This window comes from Williamsia serinedens, from assembly GCF_024171725.1.
In the GTDB taxonomy this organism is placed as follows: Bacteria; Actinomycetota; Actinomycetes; order Mycobacteriales; family Mycobacteriaceae; genus Williamsia_A; species Williamsia_A serinedens.
Map to the genome: position 1 here is coordinate 367,491 of NZ_JAMTCG010000006.1, position 18,272 is coordinate 385,762.

Annotated in this window: 15 protein-coding genes and 1 pseudogene; 9 read left to right on the forward strand and 7 right to left on the reverse strand. The window is 68.7% G+C overall.

The features are described from left to right. Positions 1 to 84 precede the first annotated feature (84 nt). From LX12_RS17670 to leuA, 4 genes are all read left to right on the forward strand, one after another. Entirely contained in the window at positions 85 to 1,596 is a 1,512-nt protein-coding gene (locus LX12_RS17670) for an MFS transporter (protein WP_372505079.1), read from the forward strand. Positions 1,597 to 1,649: 53 nt separating this feature from the next. Further along, positions 1,650 to 2,213 (forward strand): nitroreductase family protein, encoded by a 564-nt coding sequence (locus tag LX12_RS17675; protein ID WP_253655889.1) that lies wholly within the window; start codon positions 1,650 to 1,652, stop codon positions 2,211 to 2,213. Positions 2,214 to 2,220: 7 nt separating this feature from the next. After that, positions 2,221 to 3,885 carry an FUSC family protein gene (locus tag LX12_RS17680; protein ID WP_253655890.1) on the forward strand — a complete coding sequence of 555 codons (1,665 nt, stop codon included), beginning with the start codon at positions 2,221 to 2,223 and terminating at the stop codon, positions 3,883 to 3,885. A gap of 137 nt (positions 3,886 to 4,022) precedes the next feature. Then, a complete protein-coding gene (leuA, locus tag LX12_RS17685; RefSeq protein WP_253655891.1) occupies positions 4,023 to 5,867 on the forward strand; it encodes a 2-isopropylmalate synthase in 1,845 nt (614 codons plus the stop codon). A 9-nt stretch (positions 5,868 to 5,876) separates the two neighbouring features. Here leuA and LX12_RS17690 read toward each other — a convergent pair whose 3' ends face one another. Together LX12_RS17690 and LX12_RS17695 are read right to left on the reverse strand one after the other, a co-directional pair. Beyond that, the gene (locus tag LX12_RS17690) at positions 5,877 to 7,532 is read right to left on the reverse strand and encodes an AMP-binding protein (RefSeq protein WP_253655892.1); all 1,656 of its coding nucleotides are present in this window, start codon (positions 7,530 to 7,532) and stop codon (positions 5,877 to 5,879) included. 103 nt (positions 7,533 to 7,635) lie between these two features. Continuing rightward, the gene (locus LX12_RS17695) at positions 7,636 to 7,923 is read right to left on the reverse strand and encodes a hypothetical protein (protein WP_253655893.1); all 288 of its coding nucleotides are present in this window, start codon (positions 7,921 to 7,923) and stop codon (positions 7,636 to 7,638) included. A 138-nt stretch (positions 7,924 to 8,061) separates the two neighbouring features. Between LX12_RS17695 and LX12_RS17700 the strand changes: the two genes are divergently transcribed. Beyond that, positions 8,062 to 9,558, forward strand: a complete 1,497-nt coding sequence (locus LX12_RS17700; protein ID WP_253655894.1) for a flavin-containing monooxygenase — start codon at positions 8,062 to 8,064, stop codon at positions 9,556 to 9,558. Here LX12_RS17700 and LX12_RS17705 read toward each other — a convergent pair. Beyond that, positions 9,528 to 10,466 carry a LysR family transcriptional regulator gene (locus tag LX12_RS17705; protein WP_253655895.1) on the reverse strand — a complete coding sequence of 313 codons (939 nt, stop codon included), beginning with the start codon at positions 10,464 to 10,466 and terminating at the stop codon, positions 9,528 to 9,530. The two genes, LX12_RS17700 and LX12_RS17705, sit on opposite strands and share 31 nt — an antisense overlap. 73 nt (positions 10,467 to 10,539) lie before the next feature. On the opposite strand from LX12_RS17705, the gene LX12_RS17710 reads away from it, so the two are divergent. From LX12_RS17710 to LX12_RS17720, 3 genes and pseudogenes are all read left to right on the forward strand, one after another. Continuing rightward, entirely contained in the window at positions 10,540 to 11,565 is a 1,026-nt protein-coding gene (locus tag LX12_RS17710) for an EamA family transporter (protein WP_253655896.1), read from the forward strand. Then, positions 11,469 to 12,728: pseudogene (locus LX12_RS17715) on the forward strand (Mur ligase family protein); the annotation flags it as partial. The gene LX12_RS17710 and the pseudogene LX12_RS17715, both read left to right, overlap by 97 nt. Then, a complete protein-coding gene (locus LX12_RS17720; RefSeq protein WP_308214030.1) occupies positions 12,721 to 13,440 on the forward strand; it encodes a type 1 glutamine amidotransferase in 720 nt (239 codons plus the stop codon). The pseudogene LX12_RS17715 and the gene LX12_RS17720, both read left to right, overlap by 8 nt. 362 nt (positions 13,441 to 13,802) lie before the next feature. Here the strand turns inward: LX12_RS17720 and LX12_RS17725 are convergent, their stop codons facing one another. Beyond that, positions 13,803 to 14,507, reverse strand: coding sequence for a gamma-glutamylcyclotransferase family protein (locus LX12_RS17725; protein ID WP_253655897.1), 705 nt, complete (start codon positions 14,505 to 14,507; stop codon positions 13,803 to 13,805). Between the two features lie 380 nt (positions 14,508 to 14,887). On the opposite strand from LX12_RS17725, the gene LX12_RS17730 reads away from it, so the two are divergent. Then, entirely contained in the window at positions 14,888 to 15,847 is a 960-nt protein-coding gene (locus LX12_RS17730; RefSeq protein WP_253655898.1) for a ferritin-like domain-containing protein, read from the forward strand. A 26-nt stretch (positions 15,848 to 15,873) separates the two neighbouring features. Here the strand turns inward: LX12_RS17730 and LX12_RS17735 are convergent, their stop codons facing one another. Genes LX12_RS17735 through LX12_RS22305 form a run of 3 tightly spaced genes read right to left on the reverse strand, consistent with a single transcriptional unit; the run spans position 15,874 to position 17,689 of the window. Continuing rightward, positions 15,874 to 16,338, reverse strand: a complete 465-nt coding sequence (locus LX12_RS17735) for a hypothetical protein (protein ID WP_253655899.1) — start codon at positions 16,336 to 16,338, stop codon at positions 15,874 to 15,876. Then, on the reverse strand, positions 16,335 to 17,057 hold the full coding sequence (locus LX12_RS17740) for a molybdopterin-dependent oxidoreductase (RefSeq protein WP_253655900.1): 723 nt from the start codon (positions 17,055 to 17,057) through the stop codon (positions 16,335 to 16,337). Before LX12_RS17740 ends, LX12_RS17735 begins: the two co-directional genes overlap by 4 nt. Further along, the gene (locus LX12_RS22305; RefSeq protein ID WP_308214031.1) at positions 17,054 to 17,689 is read right to left on the reverse strand and encodes a hypothetical protein; all 636 of its coding nucleotides are present in this window, start codon (positions 17,687 to 17,689) and stop codon (positions 17,054 to 17,056) included. The genes LX12_RS17740 and LX12_RS22305 overlap by 4 nt, the downstream gene beginning before the upstream one ends. Between the last annotated feature and the right edge of the window lie 583 nt (positions 17,690 to 18,272).

Below are 18,272 nucleotides of genomic sequence, written 5' to 3' on the forward strand. Positions count from 1 at the left end.
ACTCACTGGGTATGTTCGCACCGGTAAGAGTCCCGCGTACGCCGTACGCGCCTCGACCCCGACCACGAGAAGGAGGCGATCACGATGAGCACCATCCACCACCCCGCGGAGGCCGACGTCCGTCGTGACGCCGCCGTCCCGACGATGCGCACCTGGATCGGCCTGGCCGTCATGTGCTTCCCGGTGCTTCTCGTCGCCATGGACTTCTCGGTCCTGTACCTCGCGATCCCGACCATCACCGACCAGCTCGCCCCGACGGCCGCACAGCAGCTGTGGATCGTCGACATCTACGGGTTCCTCATCGCCGGGCTCCTCATCACCATGGGCAACATCGGCGACCGCTTCGGTCGACGCCGCGTCCTGCTCAGCGGCGCGATGCTCTTCGGTGCCGCCTCGGCCGTCGCGGCGTTCGCGCCGAGTGCCGCCGTGCTGATCGGCGCCCGCGCCGTGATGGGCGTCGGCGGTGCGACGCTGCTGCCGTCGAGCCTGTCGCTGATCTCCAGCATGTTCCCCGACGCGCGGCGACGCTCGCTGGCCATCGGCATCTGGACGGCCTGCTTCGCCGGCGGGTCGGCGGTCGGTCCGGTGATCGGCGGGGTCATCCTGCACCACTTCTGGTGGGGCTCGATCTTCCTGCTCAACGTCCCGGTCCTCGTCGCCCTGCTGGTCCTCGCGCCGAAGCTCGTCCCCGAATACCGTTCGGGCACAAGCGAACCGTTCGACATCCTTGGTGTCGTGCTGTCGCTGGCGGGCATCCTGCCCGTGGTCTACGCGGTGAAGCACATCGCCTCCGACGGCCTCGACACGACCGGCGTCGTCGTCGGTGTCGTGGGCGTGGCCGCGCTCGTCGCCTTCCTACGTCAGCAGCGTCGTGCCCGGCACCCGCTGCTGCAGATCGAGCTGTTCCGCCTGCCGCGGTTCTCCGCGGCGGTGACCTCCGCGCTGACCTGCATGATGACGCTGGGTGCGCTGTCCTACCTGACCGGCATCTACCTCCAGTCGGTGCTGGGCCGCGACGTGCTCGCCGCGGCGCTCGCAGGCCTGCCGATGGCCGTCGCGGTCGCGGTCTTCTCCCTCGGCGCCTCCACGGTCGATGCCGTGCTGGGCACCCGGGCCGCGTTCGTCCTCGCGCTGCTGGCGGCCGCCGTCGGCAACGCGGGACTCCTCCTCGTCGGCACCGGCACCCCGCTGTGGATGTACCTGGTGCCCACGACAGTCGCCGGCGTCGGATACGGCATCGTGTTCAGCCTCGTCTCCGAGGTCGCCGTCGGCTCGGCCCCGCCGGAGCGGGCCGGTGCGGCGTCCGGCATCAGCGAGACCAGCTTCGAGCTGGGCAGCGCGCTCGGCCTCGCGCTTCTCGGTTCCCTCGCCACCGCGGTGTTCCGCGCCGACGACGGCGGTCGCGGTTTCGCCGACACGCTCGGGCAGACGCTCGACCGTGCCCGGGCGATCGGCGACGGCTCGCTGGCGAGCGACGCCCGGGCGGCGTTCGTTGACGGACTTCACATTGCCGTCGGCGTCTCCACGGTGCTACTCGTGGTGCTGGCCGCGGTGATCGCGGTGGTGCTCCGTCGGCGCGACCCCCGCGGCGTCTGAGCACCGAGGTCGCCGGGTCTGCCCGACGGCGTCACGACGACGGGAGGGCACACATGCACGAACTGTTCGAGAAGCGGTGGAGCGCACGGGGACTGGACGCGTCGGCGACCATCTCCTCCGACGATCTGCGCGACATCCTCGAGGCCGGTCGCTGGGCGCCGACCTGGGGATCCACCCAGCCTGTCCGATTCGTCGTGGGTGTGCGCGGTGACGAGACGTTCGACGGTCTCGCGGAGACCCTCAATCGCGGGAACGCCTGGGCGACGGCGGCGTCGGCGTTGATCCTGGTGACCACGCGCAACGACGTCGAGGACGAGAACGCCACCACCTACGGCGCCGTCGACCTCGGTCTCGCGGTGGGCCAGATGGTGATCCAGGCCGTCTCGAGCGGACACGTCGCCCACCCGATGGCCGGGTTCGAGGTCCCCGCGGTCATCGAGAAGTTCTCCATCCCTGCCGCAGAGCGGCCGCTGGTGCTCCTCGCCGTCGGCACCCTCGCCGCCGACACGTCGACGCTCGACCCGAAGATCGTCGAGAAGGACGCGCGCGAGCGAACCCGCCGCCCGCTGGAGGAGATCGCCTTCGCCGGACAGTGGGGCCTGCCGTTCCGCGGCTGATCCGCTCATGACCTCCCCCGCAGCCGCCGACGTGCCCGCGCCACCCGCGCGGCCGTCGGTGCTGCGCACCTTCGTCACGGTCGACGGGATCGGCAGCAGATGGCCGGCGGCGGTCCGCGCCGCCGCGGCGTTCGCACTCCCCGCCTCGATCCTGCTCGGCGCGGGACTCGGTCGTACCGCGCTGCTCGCGGCGCTCGGCGGGTTCGCGGTGCTGTACGGCGAGAACCGCCCCTATCGGATCCGATGGCGGGTCATCCTCACGGCGGGTCTGGCGCTCGTTGTGTCGGCCGGATCGCTGGGCGCGCTCGCACACGTCGCCGGCGCGACTCCGTCGACCGCGGCGTCGCTCGGACTCGTGGCCGCGTCGGTCGTGCTCTCGGCGCTGGTGGTGTTCGTCGGCAACGCGCTGCGCATCGGCCCACCCGGCCCGTTCTTCCTCGTCCTGACCGGGGGCGTCGCCCTGTCTGTCGTGCAGCACGGCGTGAGCCCGCTCGAGGTCGTCGCGGTCACCGCGGCGGGTGTCGCCGGGTCACTCGTGGTCGGGATGGCGCCCGCGCTCGTCGGTCGCCGGGCGCCGGAGGCGGCCGCGGTCGCCGCCGCGACGACATCGGTGGAGGCGTATCTCGACGCCGGGGCATCCCGTTCGTCACACCTCCGCCAAGGTGCGGGCGGCGCCCTGTTGCAGGCGTGGAGTGTCCTGCACGACGGTGCGCAGGTCGACGGCCCGCTCGCCCGACGGCTGTGGGAGGCACACCACCGCGTGCACACCGGTACCGACCCGGACCCGGGCGACCCGGTGGCGATGGCGCCGCTGCCTCGTCCCTCGATCGCCCGTCGACTCCGATCGGCGATCCACGTCGACAGCCCCGCGGCGGTCGCCACCGTGCGGGTCACGGTCGCGGCGACCGTCGCAGGTGTGGTGTCGGTGCTGTGCGGGCTCAGCCGACCGGACTGGGCGATCGTCGCGGTCGTCCTGGTGCTGCAGCTCGGCCCCGACCGCATCCGGGGCGCACTGCGCGGCGCCCACCGTCTCGTCGGCACCACCGCCGGCGTCGGCCTGTTCGCGCTGATCCATCACCTCGCGCCGGGTCCGGTCGTCCTCGTCGTGCTGCTCGCGGTTCTGACGTTCCTCATCGAGCTCGCCGTCGTCAGCAACTACGGACTCGCGGTCATGGCGATCACCCCGCTCGCGCTGTCGATGTCGGCGTCGGGTCCGGCGATCGCGACGCCGGCGCTCGACCGCATCCTCGAGACGGTCATCGGCGTCGCGGTAGGCATCGGTGCGCTGTGGGTCGTCGCGCCCCGCGCCCACCGTCGGACCACCCGCTTCACCCGTGCCCGAGCGCTCACCGCGATGGCCCGGCTGCTCGACGTCGTCTCCTGGGCACCCGTCACATCCCCGACCGCGATGGAGCGTCGTCGAGACGTCCAGTGGTCGCTGATGGAGGCCGAACTCGCCGCGGGCGCGGCCGCCGTCGACGAGCCCGCCTTCGCCCGCGACGACTGGCCACGGCATGTCCGCCTCCGCGCGACCGTGCACGAGCTGCTGGGTCTCTGCTGGCGTCGAGGGACCGCTCCCTCGATCGACGACGACGAGACCCGCGCCCTCCGTGACGCGGTCGCCGACCTGTCCGTCGACGCGGTGTTGTCCCCGTCGCGGGGGCGGGGGTAGGGTCTCCGCTCGTGCGGCGTGCTCTTCTCCTCGGCTGCCGCGGCGGGGTCTGATCGGACCGGCTCCTCGCCGCGGGATCCCTGCGTGTGCCGGTCTCCTCCCCCACGACCGCTGACACGAAACCGGAGATCCACCCCATGCCCGCAGCAGACAGCTTCACGTCGGCCGCCAGCCGCATCGTCGAACCCAACGGCCCCATCCCCGCCGACCAGCCTGCCTGGAACACCCAGCGCGGCTCGGCGATGCCGTCCCATCGCTACCGACCGTTCGCCGACGAGGTCGAGACCATCACGCTCGCCGACCGCACGTGGCCGGACAAGGTCATCGATCGCGCGCCGGCGTGGTGCGCCGTCGACCTGCGTGACGGCAACCAGGCACTCATCGACCCGATGAGCCCGGCGCGCAAGCGCCGCATGTTCGACCTGCTGGTCCGGATGGGCTACAAGGAGATCGAGGTCGGCTTCCCCTCGGCCAGCCAGACCGACTACGACTTCGTCCGCGAGATCATCACCGACGACGCCATCCCCGACGACGTCACCATCCAGGTGCTCACCCAGTGCCGCAAGGAACTGATCGAGCGCACCTTCGACGCCTGCCGCGGCGCGCGCAGCGTCATCGTCCACTTCTACAACTCGACCTCGGTCCTGCAGCGTCGCGTCGTGTTCCGCGCCGACAAGGCGGCGATCACGAAGATCGCCACCGACGCAGCACATCTGGTGAAGTCCGAGGAGAAGAAGTACCCCGAGACGCACTGGCGCTACGAGTACTCGCCCGAGTCGTACACCGGCACCGAGCTGTCGTACGCCAAGGAGGTCGTGGACGCAGTCAGCGAGATCATCACGCCCACCCCGGACGACCCGATGATCGTCAACCTGCCGGCGACGGTGGAGATGGCGACCCCGAACGTCTACGCCGACTCCATCGAGTGGATGCACCGCAACCTGGCCCGCCGTGACTCGCTCATCCTGAGCCTGCACCCGCACAACGACCGCGGGACCGCCGTCGCCGCAGCGGAACTGGGCTACCAGGCCGGCGCCGACCGCATCGAGGGCTGCCTGTTCGGCAACGGCGAGCGCACCGGCAACGTGTGCCTGGTGACGCTGGGCATGAACCTGTTCAGCCGTGGTGTCGACCCGCAGATCAGCTTCTCCGACATCGACGAGATCCGTCGCACCGTCGAGTACTGCAACCAGCTCAACGTCCCCGAGCGTCACCCCTACGGTGGTGACCTGGTCTACACGGCGTTCTCCGGCAGCCACCAGGACGCCATCAACAAGGGCCTCGACCAGATGAAGGTCGACGCCGACGCCGCCGGCGCCGACGTCGACGACATCACCTGGGCCGTACCGTATCTGCCGATCGACCCGAAGGATGTCGGCCGCAACTACGAGGCGGTCATCCGGGTCAACAGCCAGTCCGGCAAGGGCGGCGTCGCCTACATCATGAAGGCCGACCACGGGCTGTCCCTGCCGCGGCGTCTGCAGATCGAGTTCAGCCGGGAGATCCAGAAGATCACCGACGGCGAGGGTGGCGAGGTCAACCCGAAGGAGATGTGGGACGTCTTCGCCGAGGAGTACCTGCACCCTGTCCGGCCGCTCGAACGGATCAGCCAGCGTGTCGACGCCTCCGAGGTCGACGGCGGGGACGACACCATCCACGCGGTGGTGAAGGTCGACGGCGTCGAGAAGGAGATCAGCGGCACCGGGAACGGTCCCCTGGCCGCGTTCGTCGACGCCCTGGGCACCGTCGGCTACGACATCCGCGTCCTCGACTACAGCGAGCACGCCCTGACCTCGGGCTTCGACGCGCAGGCGGCGAGCTACATCGAGACCGAGATCGACGGCGAGACAGTCTGGGGCGTCGGCATCGCGACCTCCATCACGACGGCGACGCTGCGGGCGGTCGTGTCGGCGGTGAACCGGGCGCACCGCTCGGCAGCCCCGGAGAACGGCGAGCAGGCCCCGCGTACCTGGGCGCCGTGAGCGGCCGGGTCACCCGGCCGACGACGGCCGGGTGACCCCGACTGCCTGCGTGGCCCGTTCGCGGAGCTCCACCTTGCGCACCTTGCCGGTGACGGTCATCGGGAACTCGTCGAGGATCTGGACGTACCGCGGGATCTTGTAGCGGGCCAACCCTTCTCGGCAGAACTCCCGCAGCGATTCCGCTGTGATCTCATCGGCGCCCGGTCGTAGTCGCAGACAGGCGACCAGTTCCTCGCCGTACTTGGCGTCGGGGATCCCGACCACCTGCGCGTCGAGGATGTCGGGGTGGCGGTAGAGGAACTCCTCGATCTCGCGGGGGTAGATGTTCTCGCCACCGCGGATGACCATGTCCTTGATCCGGCCCGTCACCGCGACGTAGCCGTCGGTGTCCATCACCCCGATGTCGCCGGTATGCATCCAGCCGTCGGGATCGATCGCCTCCGCCGTCATCTCGGGGTTGTCCCAGTAGCCGAGCATCACCGAATACCCACGGGTGCACAGCTCCCCGGGCTCCCCGCGCGCGACGCGCTCGCCGGTCGCGGGGTCGACGATCGCGACCTCGAGGTGCGGCCCGACCCGCCCGACCGTCGAGACGCGCTTCTCGACGGGGTCGTCGACGCGGGTCTGCAGCGACACCGGCGACGTCTCCGTCATGCCGTAGGCGATCGACACCTCCGACATCCCCATCCGGTCGATCACCTGCTTCATGATCTCCATCGGACACGGCGAGCCGGCCATGATGCCGGTCCGCAGCGAGGACAGGTCGACGTCGCCGAAGCGCTCGTGCCCGAGTTCGGCGATGAACATGGTGGGGACCCCGTAGAGCGACGTACACCGTTCGGCGGCAACGGCATCGAGGGTCGCGCCGGGGTCGAACGCCGGCGCGGGGATCACCATCGTGGACCCGTGGGTGACGCACGCGAGGTTGCCCATCACCATCCCGAAGCAGTGATAGAAGGGCACCGGGATGCACACACGGTCCATCTCGGTGTAGCCGCACAACTCGCCGACGAAATACCCGTTGTTGAGGATGTTCCGGTGACTCAGGGTGGCGCCTTTCGGCGACCCCGTCGTGCCCGACGTGTACTGGATGTTGATCGGATCCGTCGCCGCGGTCGCCTCGCGCGCCCCGGTGACCTCGTCGGCGTCGACGGAACGGCCCGCGTCGACGAACTCCGTCCAGCTGTCTGTGCCGATGAAGACGGTGCGCTCGAGGGTCGGCACCTCAGGGGCGACGGCCGCCAGCATCGCCGCGTAGTCGGACGAGCCGGCGGACGGTGTGGCCACGACGAGGCGCGCAGTCGACTGCCCGAGGACGTACCGCAGCTCGTGGGTTCGGTATGCAGGGTTGACGGTCACCAGGATCGCGCCGACGGTCGCCGTCGCGAACTGCACCAGGGCCCATTCCGCACAGTTGGGCGCCCAGATGGCGACCCGATCACCCTTGCGGATGCCGGCGGCGAGCAGACCCGCGGCGACCTCGTCGACCGCCGTCCGCAGCTCGGCCCACGTCCACCGGCGGCCGGTCGCGACCTCCACGAGCGCGTCGCGGTCGCCATGGGCGGCGGCCGTCTCCGTGAGAACCGCGCCGATGGGCTTCTCGATGAGCGGTGGCTCTGTCGGCCCCGCGGCGTGACTGGTCTCCGGGTGATCGCTGGCCTGCATGCCGCCCGCCTCTCGGTCGCATCGTTGCGTTAAGCGTCGCTAACCGAAGCGTAGGCGTGACGGCGACCAGGGGGGCCGGTCTCGCCGGATCGACCGGGAGTTCTCAGACGTCGTCGGCGTCGACCAGGCGGAAGAACGTGCTGTCGCTTCCGTCGACCTTCTCCTCCTGGTAGACCAGCGCCAACCCGGCGTCGTCGAAGGACTGGAACCACTCGTCCCACTCGACGTGTCTCAGTTCGTCCTCACCGGCCCCGCCCGGGAAGTCGAACCGCAGGACACCCACCTCTTCCCCGGACTCGGTGCCGCGCACCACCGCCGGCGTGCCGTCGTGGTCCTCGACCCACTCGCGGATCTCGTCGTGGTCTGTGGTGGTGCGGGTCGTCGATGCCATCGGTCCTCCTTCGTCGGTGACCCGGGGCTACCCGGACGTCGTTGACGGTGAAACACGGTCTTGACGGCTCGGGGACGGTGACGCAGACTGCTGCGATACCTGTTACTCGGGGTTATAGACAGAAGGGCGGTGTCGACGATGACACCAGAATTCGACGCGGTGATCGTCGGCGCGGGGTTCGGTGGCATGGGTGCGGCCATCGCATTGCAGGAGATGGGGTACTCGCGGCTGTCGATCCTCGACCGCGAGGACGACCTGGGCGGCACCTGGCACGTCAACCACTACCCCGGTCTCGCGGTCGACATCGCCTCGGTGACCTACTCCTACTCGTTCGCCCCGAACCCGAACTGGACCCGGCTGTTCGCCCCGGGCGCGGAGCTGAAGCGCTACGCCGAGCACATCGCCGACACCTATGACCTCCGCCATGCCATGCGGTTCGGGGTGCTCGTCGAACGCGCCGAGTGGGACGACGACGCGCAATTCTGGCGCGTCACGACCGCCGACGGCGAGGAGATCACCGGGCGGTTCCTCGTCACCGCGACCGGGTTCCTCTCGCAGCCGCACACGCCCGACTTCCCCGGCATCGACTCCTTCACCGGCGCCGTCCTGCACACCACCCGTTGGGACGACGCACACGACGTGAGCGGTGAACGGGTCGCCGTGATCGGGACCGGCGCCACCGCCGTGCAGCTCATCCCCGAGATCGCCGAGCGCGCAGAGGCTCTCACCGTCTTCCAGCGCACCCCGATATGGGTCGTGCCGAAGATCGATTTCCCCATCCCGCCGGTGGTGCGGCGTCTGTTCGCCCGCGTTCCGGCGACGCAGAAGGCTGCTCGGAAGGTCAACGACGCGCTGCTGGAGGCGTTGATGATCGTCGGAGTGCTGCACTTCCGGCAGGCGAAGCCGATGAACAAGGCGGCAGCGCTGCTCGCCAAGGCACACCTGCGGCTGTCGGTACGCGACCGTGCGACACGGCGTGCCCTGACCCCCGACTACGACTTCGGCTGTAAACGACCCACGTTCTCCAACAAGTACTTCCGCGCCTTCAACCGTCGGAACACGCGTCTCGAGACGTCACCGATCGAGCGCTTCGACGCCGACGGCATCGTCACCGTCGACGGCCGGCACACCCCGATCGACACCCTCGTCCTGGCGACCGGATTCAACCTGTGGGACGTGAACTTCCCGGCCCTGCAGATCATCGGCCGCGAGGGTCGCGATCTCGGCGCGTTCTGGCGCGACAACCGGTTCCAGGCGTACGAGGGCATCACCGTCCCCCGCTTCCCGAACCTGTTGAGCCTGAACAGTCCCTACTCCTACAGCGGGCTCTCGTACTTCACGACCATCGAGTCGCAGATGGGCCACATGCGTCGCCTGCTCGGCGAACTGCAGCGTCGTGACGCGGTGTCGTTCGAGGTGACCGAGGAAGCCAACGACGCGTTCCTGACCGAGGTCACCGAGCGCCTGGGCGACTCGGTGTTCTACCGCGGCCAGTGCTCCACCGCGCGCAGCTACTACTTCAACCAGCACGGCGAGGCCGCACTGCTCCGCCCGACGTCGACGACTGCCTCGTTTCGGGCCGCGTCGACGTTCCCGCTGAGCGACTACGAGTTCCGTACACCCGCGACCGTGTAGCGCCGCGGCTGCCCGGACGCGGCGACCGCCTCGCACAGCGATCGCAGCGCGTCGGCCACCGAGGCGTTGACCGGGCGGTCGAGAGCCTGTGGCCTGTGCAGGATCTCGTACACGCGGGCTGCCCGGACGCCGGCCAGCACGAGCTGGTGGACCGCCGGATGCCGCACCGCGAACCGCGGGATCAGCGCGACGCCGTGACCATCGGCGACCATCGCCTCGATCACCGCGAAGTCGTTGATGCGGTGGACGACTCGTGGCTGGACACCGGTGATGGTGGCCAGTGAGAGCAGGACGTCGTCGACGGGGAAACCGCCGCGCACGCTGATCCAGTCCTCGTCGGCGAGGTCGTCGAGGGTGACCTCGTCCTGCCCGGACAGTCGGTGACCCGGCGGGACGACGAGATCCACCGGCTCCCGCATCACCACCGACGAGCGGATACGCGGCGACCGCACCGACGGCGCGCGCTCGTCGCGGTGGGTGAGGACGAGATCGTGATCGGCGAGGGTGTCGGGCGCCGACGCGTACGGGACGTCGACGTCGGTGGCGACGACGGCGACGCCGGACGCAGCCATCCGCGAGAGCAGACCCGGCAGCAGCAGCGCGGCGGCCGACGGGAACATCGCCAGGCGCACCGACCCGACGGTAGTCCGGGCGTGGGCGGCCATCTCGTCCGCCGCACGGTCGACGGCGGCGATGACGTCGTCGGCGCGGAGGACCAGCGCCCTCCCGGCGTCGGTGAGACGCAGGCCGCGGCCGTCCTGCTCGAGGAGGTCGATCCCGGCCTCGCGACCCAGCACCTTGAGCTGCTGGGACACCGCCGACGGGGTGAGCCGCATCGCATCAGCGACGGCACCGACGCTGCCGCGGTCGGCGAACTCCCTGAGAAGCCTCAGTCGGTGCACGTCCATGTAGCGAATCTACACATATGGGTAACGACTATTCGATTGTGCTGAACTGCCGACAGACCCCACGATCGGACCCATGACCACTCGGGATCGCCTGATCGGACTCACGGTCGTCGTGGTGTGGGGACTGAACTTCCTCGCCATCCACGCCGGCCTCGAGCACTTCCCGCCGTTCTTCTTCGCCGCGCTGCGCTTCGCCGTGATGGCCGTCCCGGTGATCCTGTTCGTCCCCCGACCGCAGGTGCCGCTGCGATGGCTGCTTCTCTACGGCACCGGGTTCGGCGTGGTGCAGTTCGCATTCCTGTTCCTCGCGATGGCGACCGGGATGCCGACGGGTCTCGCATCCCTGGTGCTGCAGTCGTCGGCGCCGTTCACGGTGATCCTGGGCGTCCTGCTGCTCGGGGAGCGGATGTCGGTGCGGCAGGTCGCGGGGATCGGCGTGGCCGTCGGCGGGATGGTTCTCATCGCCGTCGACCGCATCGGCCACGGCGCCACCGCCGGCCTGCTGCCGATGGTGCTGACGTTGATCGCCGGCCTGGGGTGGGCGTTCGGCAACCTCGGCAGCCGACTCGCCAAGGCCCCGAACCCGCTGCATCTGACGCTGTGGATGTGCGTCGTCCCGCCCATCCCGCTCTACCTCGTGAGTCTCGCCGTCGAGGGTCCGGGCGCTGGTGTCGACGCTGTCCGCACCATCGGCGACCACAGCGGCCTTGTCGCACTGGTCGGCCTGGCCTACGTCGTGCTCATCGGGACGATCGCCGGGTCGGGCCTGTGGACCTTCCTCATGGGCCGCTACCCCGCGAGCACCGTCGCGCCGATGTCGCTGATGGTGCCCGTGGTGGGGATCACGGCCTCGTGGATCGCACTGGGTGAGGCGCCGTCGCTGCTGCAGGTCACCGGCGCCGCGATCGTCATCGTCGGCTGCGTGGCAGGGCTGATGGCGCCGAGAACACGCCGGTCCGCTGTGACAGACTCGTCGCCATGTCCGACGCCCACGCTCGATCCCGGGCACGCCTCCCCCTCCGCACCCGGACAGCCCTCGCCGCTGCCGCCGGAGCCCGGTGGGCATCGCAACGAACCGGTCGCGGCAAGGGGTCGATGATCGGTGGCCTGATCGCCGCGCGGATCGACCCGTCGATCATGCAGCGGCTGGCCGCCGGCAAGCGGACCGCCGTCGTCACCGGGACCAACGGCAAGTCGACGACGACGAAGATGACCACCGCCGCGCTCGGGACCCTGGGCGAGGTGATCAGCCAGGCGGACGGCGCCAACATGGACGCCGGGATCATCGCGACACTCACCCTCGGCCGCACCGCTCCCTACGCGGCCATCGAGGTCGACGAGCTGCATGTCCCGCACGTCAGCGACGCGGTCGACCCGGAAGTGCTGGTGCTGCTGAACCTCTCGCGGGACCAGCTCGACCGCGTCGGCGAGATCACCATCATCGAGAAGCGTCTGCGGGAGGGCATCGCTCGGCATCCCGACATGGTCGTCGTCGCCAACTGCGACGACGTGCTGGTGACGTCGGCGGCCTACGACGCGCAGAACGTCGTGTGGGTCGCCGCCGGCGGCGGGTGGGCGAACGATTCGATCAGCTGCCCCCGCTCGGGCGAGCCGATCGTGCGCGACGGCGACGACTGGTGGTCCAGCGGAACCGACTTCCGGCGCCCCACGCCGACGTGGTGGTTCGACGACGAGTCCATCCATGGACCCGACGGGTTCACCGCGCCGCTGCGCCTGACGCTGCCGGGGAAGGCCAACCGCGGCAACGCGACCCAGGCTGTCGCGGCTGCTGTCGCGATGGGCGCCGACCCCGCCGCTGCTGTCGAGGCGGTCGGGACCGTCGGTGAGGTCGCGGGTCGTTACGGGGTGCGTCAGGTCGGTGAGCACTCGGTCCGGATGCTGCTGGCCAAGAACCCGGCCGGGTGGCAGGAGGCCTTGTCGATGATCGACCCGGACGCCTCCGGGCTCGTCATCGCCGTGAACGGCCAGGTGCCCGACGGGGAGGACTTGTCGTGGCTGTGGGACGTGCGCTTCGAGCACTTCGAGAACAGCGCCGTCGTCGCATCCGGTGAGCGTGCAGCGGATCTCGGCGTGCGGTTGTTGTACGCGGGTGCCAAGCACACCACGGTCGACGAACCGCTCGCGGCGATCGCGTCGTGTCCACCCGGCCGCGTCGACGTGCTCGCCAATTACACCGCGTTCCGCGACCTGGGCGTCGCGATCGACCGCATCGAGCGCAGCGCGGGGGTTTCTCGTGGCTGACACCTCCACCCTCCGTATCGGTCTCGTGCTCGGTGACGTCATGGGCACCTACGGTGACGGCGGCAACGCGCTTGTGCTGCGCCAGCGGGCGCTGATGCGTGGCATCGACGCGGAGATCGTCCAGATCACCCTCGACGACCCCGTCCCCGACTCGCTGGACGTCTACACCCTCGGCGGCGCGGAGGACTATGCACAGCGCCTCGCGACTCGGCACCTGTTGCGGTACCCCGGTTTACAGCGCGCCGCCGAGCGTGGGGCGCCCGTGCTCGCCATCTGCGCGGCGATCCAGGTCCTGGGCCACTGGTACGAGACGTCGGCGGGGGAACGCGTCGAGGGCATCTCGATGCTCGACCTCACCACGAGCCCGCAGGGCAAGCGCAGCATCGGCGAGCTCGTCGCCGAACCGATCCTCGACGGACTCACCGACACGCTCACCGGCTTCGAGAACCACCGCGGCGGAACGGTTCTCGGTCCGGGCTCGAAGCCGCTGTCACGAGTGTCGGCCGGCGACGGCAACAAGGCCGGCGATCGCTTCGACGGCGCGGTGACCGGATCCGTGATCGGCACCTACCTTCACGGTCCTGCGCTGGCGCGCAACCCGCAGTTGGCCGACCACCTGTTGTCGCAGGCGGTCGGTTCTCAACTGCCGCCGCTCGACCTCCCCGAGATCGACCGCCTCCGTCGAGAACGTATCGCGGCCGGGCGTCGCTGAGCGCGCCTCCGCCCGTTCGATGCCACATCTACGGGGTTGACGCTGTACCCGCAAGGTTGCGGCCTCGGTTGTGAGTCAGCGCAACGTGCCACACGTGAGGATCTGTCGCTTCTCGGCCATAAACGCCAATAGATCACCCGAACAGTGCCGATCACCGGTTGTGGTACCGCGACCGCCGGGGTTCATACGGATGCCTGACGGAGTTGCAAGGGGCTAATCGGTCGTTACGTAAACGCCTGTCGTGCACGGGATCGTCGCAGCGCGGCGCCGAAAACACAGATTATGTCAGCTAGCCGCTCAAAAGACCCGGGCTGTCACGGGTCTCGTGGGTTTCGAACACTGGCTTTAACTGGCGGTGCGGCTCATTGCGTGTTGCTTGGGCTGACGGAGTCTGCGACGCTTGCCGAGCACCGCTCGAACCATGCTCGCGTGAGAATCAGTTCGTCCGTCTGGTCTTGTCGACCACGTCGAGTGCCCCATAGCGTTACTGACCACGCCGTCAGAATCGACCTTCTGGTCACGTTCAGATCGTTCTGCAAGTCGGTGTCGTCTAGTACGAGTGCTACCGCCGCGATGAAGTGTCGCGAATGACCATGGGAGTCGGCCGACCATCCGATGTTGCGGACCCCCAGCGCGCAGTTGACTATGGCGTTTCGCAGTCGATGACGGTGGTCGTCGAGACCTGGGTCTGTTGGGGAGGTGAGTACTGGATCCGCTGACGTGGACGTAGGAGTGGGGTTGAACGCGTAGGTCCAGGCCGTGACGCCTGACTCGAGGGGCACCGCTACCCGCGAGTATTCGTCGGGTCGGAAGGCGTCTGAGTCGGCGAGGTCGGCGTCGGTGACGTCGTACACAAAGCCGTCGATGCGGGAGCCTGCACCTCCCAAGACGGCTGACAAATGCGTGTGGGTGCCGCTGCGTTCGATTACCACCTGGTCTGTGACGGTGACTTCGAGCAACTCGTAACCGACGACGCAGTCTGGCGTTCCTGTCAGCGCACGACCGAACACCGCGGCCTGCACCGCCGGACGCCGCAACTCGCCATAGGCGAACAGCTGGCAGGTCACCACGTTGGCTCCTTACTGCTACGGGGCTGGACGAGGGTGGGCCGGCTTCCGGGTGTGCGTTGCGGGTCCTGTCGTAGGTATTCGGAGTCGGCCGCGTAGTGGGTTGGTGTCACGCATGGAGGGCGGCGGATGCTTGTGGACCCGACTGCCTCTTTCGGTTCCGCTCAAGCGCTGTCGGCCCGACCTTTCGTCGTGTCTACAAACCCGCGCCGAAGGGCGTGTATTCGGCGCGGGAGGCGGTGCGGATGGGCTGAAAAAAACCTTCTCAGGAATGGTTCTCAGGTCGGATGTTGTGTGTTTAGGTCGTCGCACGACCTCCAGTTGCGGGGCCGTGTCAACATGGTGGCCGGTCGGCTGCCTGCCACCTCTGGGGGAGTCCCATGTTCGATCGGAAATTCGTCGCCTCGGCGATCGCCAACAGCGCCGAAAACACTGTCGATCGCCGTCGCTTTATGCGCGCAGCTGGTCTGACAGGACTCGGCGCTACCGCCGCGATGGTGGCCGGCACCGGCATCGCGCAGGCGGGCGGCCCGCCCATCCCACCGCAAGTCGGCGCCTTCGTGCCGCCGCCTGTCGGACCCATCACCGACGGGGCGATCCTCAACTTCGCGCTGAACCTCGAGTACCTGGAGGCCGAGTTCTACCACCGTGCGGTGTTCGGCACGGGTCTGCCGCCGAACCTGCTCCCGGGCAAGGGCCGCTTCGGGCAGGTGACGGGTGGTCGCAAGGTCTCGTTCACGACACCCGCCGTCGCCGCGTATGCGAAGGAGATCGCGCAGGACGAACTCGCCCATGTCGCGTTCCTCCGCAAGGCTCTCGGTGGCGCCGCCGTTGCTCGCCCCGCCATCGACCTCGACGCCAGCTTCACCGCCGCCGCGAAGGCGGCAGGGTTGGTCAGCGGCAACCAGAAGTTCGACGCGTTCGCGAACGAGGAGAACTTCCTGTTGGCGTCGTTCGTCTTCGAAGACGTGGGCGTGACCGCGTACAAAGGTGCTGCACCGCTGGTGCAGAACAAGACCTACCTCGACGCGGCCGCCGGCATCCTCGCCGTCGAGGCCTATCACGCCGGCATCATCCGGACCAGCCTCTACAACAAGGGTCTGATCGAGGAGGCCAACGCGATTTCCGACGCCCGCGACAGCCTCGACGGGCCACAGGACGACGATCAGGGCATCACGCGCAACGGTGTGGCCAACCTGGTCCCGACCGACGCGAACGCGATCGCGTTCGGGCGCACCCCGTTCCAGGTGCTCAACGTCGTCTACCTGAACCCCAAGCCGGCGAACCGCGGCGGGTTCTTCCCCGCGGGTGTGAACGGTGAGCTGAACTTCAGTCTCTGAGGCGTTGGCGGTTGCGCGTTCATGCTTCAAGCCGGGTCCGGGTCGGTGCCGTCGTGTCCATCGTCGTCCGTGGCGCGGTGGCGTCGCGCGATCAGCACGATTGCGAGTGCCCAGACGACGAGTAGTGCGATGGTGAGGCCCCATCCGTAGGGCCGGTCGAGCAGTGTGCCGTTCTGCGCGTTGCCGGGAGCCCGGGTCGACTCCGACCGCGGGTACACCACGGGTAACGCGAGCAGAACGATCAGGAGCGTCGCGGACGCAGCGGCCAGGATCGGCGCCCACCATCGCCGCGGGAGCACCCGCCGTGCGCTGTGTCCAGCGGCCAGGCACAGGGGTGCGAAGACGGCGTCGTGGGCCAGAAGCCCGGCGATGAGCCACACCGCGATCGAGGTCTTGTCTGCGGTCGGCATCGACCACAGCAGTGAGACGCCGTACCACCCCATGGGTAGAGCTGCGGCGATGAGCAGCACTCGGAGTACTCGCGTGGTCACAGGACCTCGATTCGGCTGAGCCACTTCGTCTGCAACACTCCTGGCCGGTTGGGGGCGATCAGTCGACACGGGAATCCGTGATCGATGGTCAGGGTCTCGTCGTGGAGTTCGAGTGCGACGAGTGTTGCTGGGTTGCGGACGAAGTTGGCGGGGAGAACGCTGACCCCGTAGAGGCCGCGTTCGAGAGAGACGAATCGAACGTCGCGGTCGGTGCCGCCGCCGACGATGCCGATCAGGTCTCGCAGACGAACCCCGCGCCATCGGCCCTGCGCGCTCCACCCCTCGACGCAGGCGATGGGCAGCTCACTGGTGTGCTGGGGCATGCGCCGCAGGTCATCAAGTGACAACGAGCGCGTGACCCCGTTACTGGCGACGGTCAGTCGGTAGTCCCCGGATTGGGCTGTGTCAACGACACCGGCGGCGGAGGCGGTCCGGTTGATCGGAACGCCCTGGGGGCCTTCCCCGGATCGGGGCGCGAGGAACGAGATCCACCGCAGGAACGGGATCGTCTGCCCGGCGAATGCGAGCACCGCAAGACCAGCCGCGGCGACACTGCCCCGCAGTATCGCTCTGCGCGACAGGCCGGCCGACCCCCCGCCCCTGTGCGGGTCGATCAAGCGGGCGTACGCGGACGGTGGTGGGTCGCGTGGCACGGGGTTGGCGGAGGTGCTGTCGGTGGGCTCGCTGGCCGGGTCGTCCGGTGTCGGTGGGCGCGTCATGACGGCGCCCCCACGCGATGACGACCCTGCGGCGCGTTGTCGATCGGTGCTGTGGCATCGACAGGGCCCCGGAACGCGGCGTGAATGATGGGCAGCTTCACCGCTATATGCACCAGCAGTGCCGCAACGACGACGTAGGACATCGCGTAGTGGGTGGTCGTGAAGAAGAACTTCCACGGGTAGAACTGGGCGGTGTTCATCAGTCCGGTGAACAGCTGAAAGATCATCGAACTGACCAGCACCGCAATGGATCCCCTCTCGAGCAGCCGCAGCGGGCTGCCTATCACCGGCCGTGCGAACATTTTCGGGAAGACCAGCTGCAGTTTGACGAGAATCAGTGGAATGGCCGCGGTACCGGTGATGACGTGAAGCCCCTGGCTGACGCGATACAACCACGGTGGATCGGAGGGAAAGTAGAACCAGCTCGGCGGGTGCTGAATCCAGTGACTGGTCAGACCCGTGGCGAAACAGATTGCCACGCAGACACCGAGCATTACCCCGACCCGGGCGGTTACCCGCGGACTACGCACCGACCTGTCATCGGTGGCCGGCGGTGGCCGCCGAAACGCGACCGCACGCAGCACATTGATCAGCTCCACGGCACGGTCGGGGCGCGAGGGACGACGTCGCACCCGCACCTCCTCAGGTCCAACCCTCATCGCCCGACGTATCAGGAACGTCAGCCGTCGGGCGTAGACATCCAGTCGAGAACCACCGCGACGTGATGCGACGCCGGTGGCAGCCGGGGCCGCCACCTCATCGACGGGGGTGTCCCCGCCCGGGGAATCTGCGTTCACACAAGGTGTTCGCAACCGCCGTCACGGCAGCTTGGTCGGCGGCGCTCATTCGTTACGAGCGTGATTGACCCCAAATGCGGCACGCAGCGGCCTTTGCGAGGGTTCGGGTGGTTGATGCGTGCTCTCACCAATCCGCTCTGTGGGTCGCGTCGAATTACGGTGATACATCGCGCAGGCGAGCACTTCGACACTGTGATTCGCGGGTCTAGTCAGCGCCCGTGGCCATGCAGGTCGGTGCACTGTCTGCGCAGGCGGAAACTCAGGACTGCGGGCCGCGAATCTCGTTGGGAGATCGGTCGCGGTCCGCACGTGGGTGGCCCGGCGGACCCGGGCCACCCACACCCTCGGAACGGTCACATTTGTTGGGAGACCAAGCCGAACCGTCGACGGCTCCGAATGAACCATCAACGCCCCGCTG

What these genes read in the sequence shown, in the direction of transcription:
- LX12_RS17670 (WP_372505079.1), top strand. Translation starts at nt 85, where the DNA reads ATGAGCACCATCCACCACCCCGCGGAGGCCGACGTCCGTCGTGACGCC.
- LX12_RS17675 (WP_253655889.1), top strand. Translation starts at nt 1,650, where the DNA reads ATGCACGAACTGTTCGAGAAGCGGTGGAGCGCACGGGGACTGGACGCG.
- LX12_RS17680 (WP_253655890.1), top strand. Translation starts at nt 2,221, where the DNA reads ATGACCTCCCCCGCAGCCGCCGACGTGCCCGCGCCACCCGCGCGGCCG.
- leuA (WP_253655891.1), top strand. Translation starts at nt 4,023, where the DNA reads ATGCCCGCAGCAGACAGCTTCACGTCGGCCGCCAGCCGCATCGTCGAA.
- LX12_RS17690 (WP_253655892.1), bottom strand. Translation starts at nt 7,532, where the DNA reads ATGCAGGCCAGCGATCACCCGGAGACCAGTCACGCCGCGGGGCCGACA.
- LX12_RS17695 (WP_253655893.1), bottom strand. Translation starts at nt 7,923, where the DNA reads ATGGCATCGACGACCCGCACCACCACAGACCACGACGAGATCCGCGAG.
- LX12_RS17700 (WP_253655894.1), top strand. Translation starts at nt 8,062, where the DNA reads ATGACACCAGAATTCGACGCGGTGATCGTCGGCGCGGGGTTCGGTGGC.
- LX12_RS17705 (WP_253655895.1), bottom strand. Translation starts at nt 10,466, where the DNA reads ATGGACGTGCACCGACTGAGGCTTCTCAGGGAGTTCGCCGACCGCGGC.
- LX12_RS17710 (WP_253655896.1), top strand. Translation starts at nt 10,540, where the DNA reads ATGACCACTCGGGATCGCCTGATCGGACTCACGGTCGTCGTGGTGTGG.
- LX12_RS17730 (WP_253655898.1), top strand. Translation starts at nt 14,888, where the DNA reads ATGTTCGATCGGAAATTCGTCGCCTCGGCGATCGCCAACAGCGCCGAA.
- LX12_RS17740 (WP_253655900.1), bottom strand. Translation starts at nt 17,057, where the DNA reads ATGACGCGCCCACCGACACCGGACGACCCGGCCAGCGAGCCCACCGAC.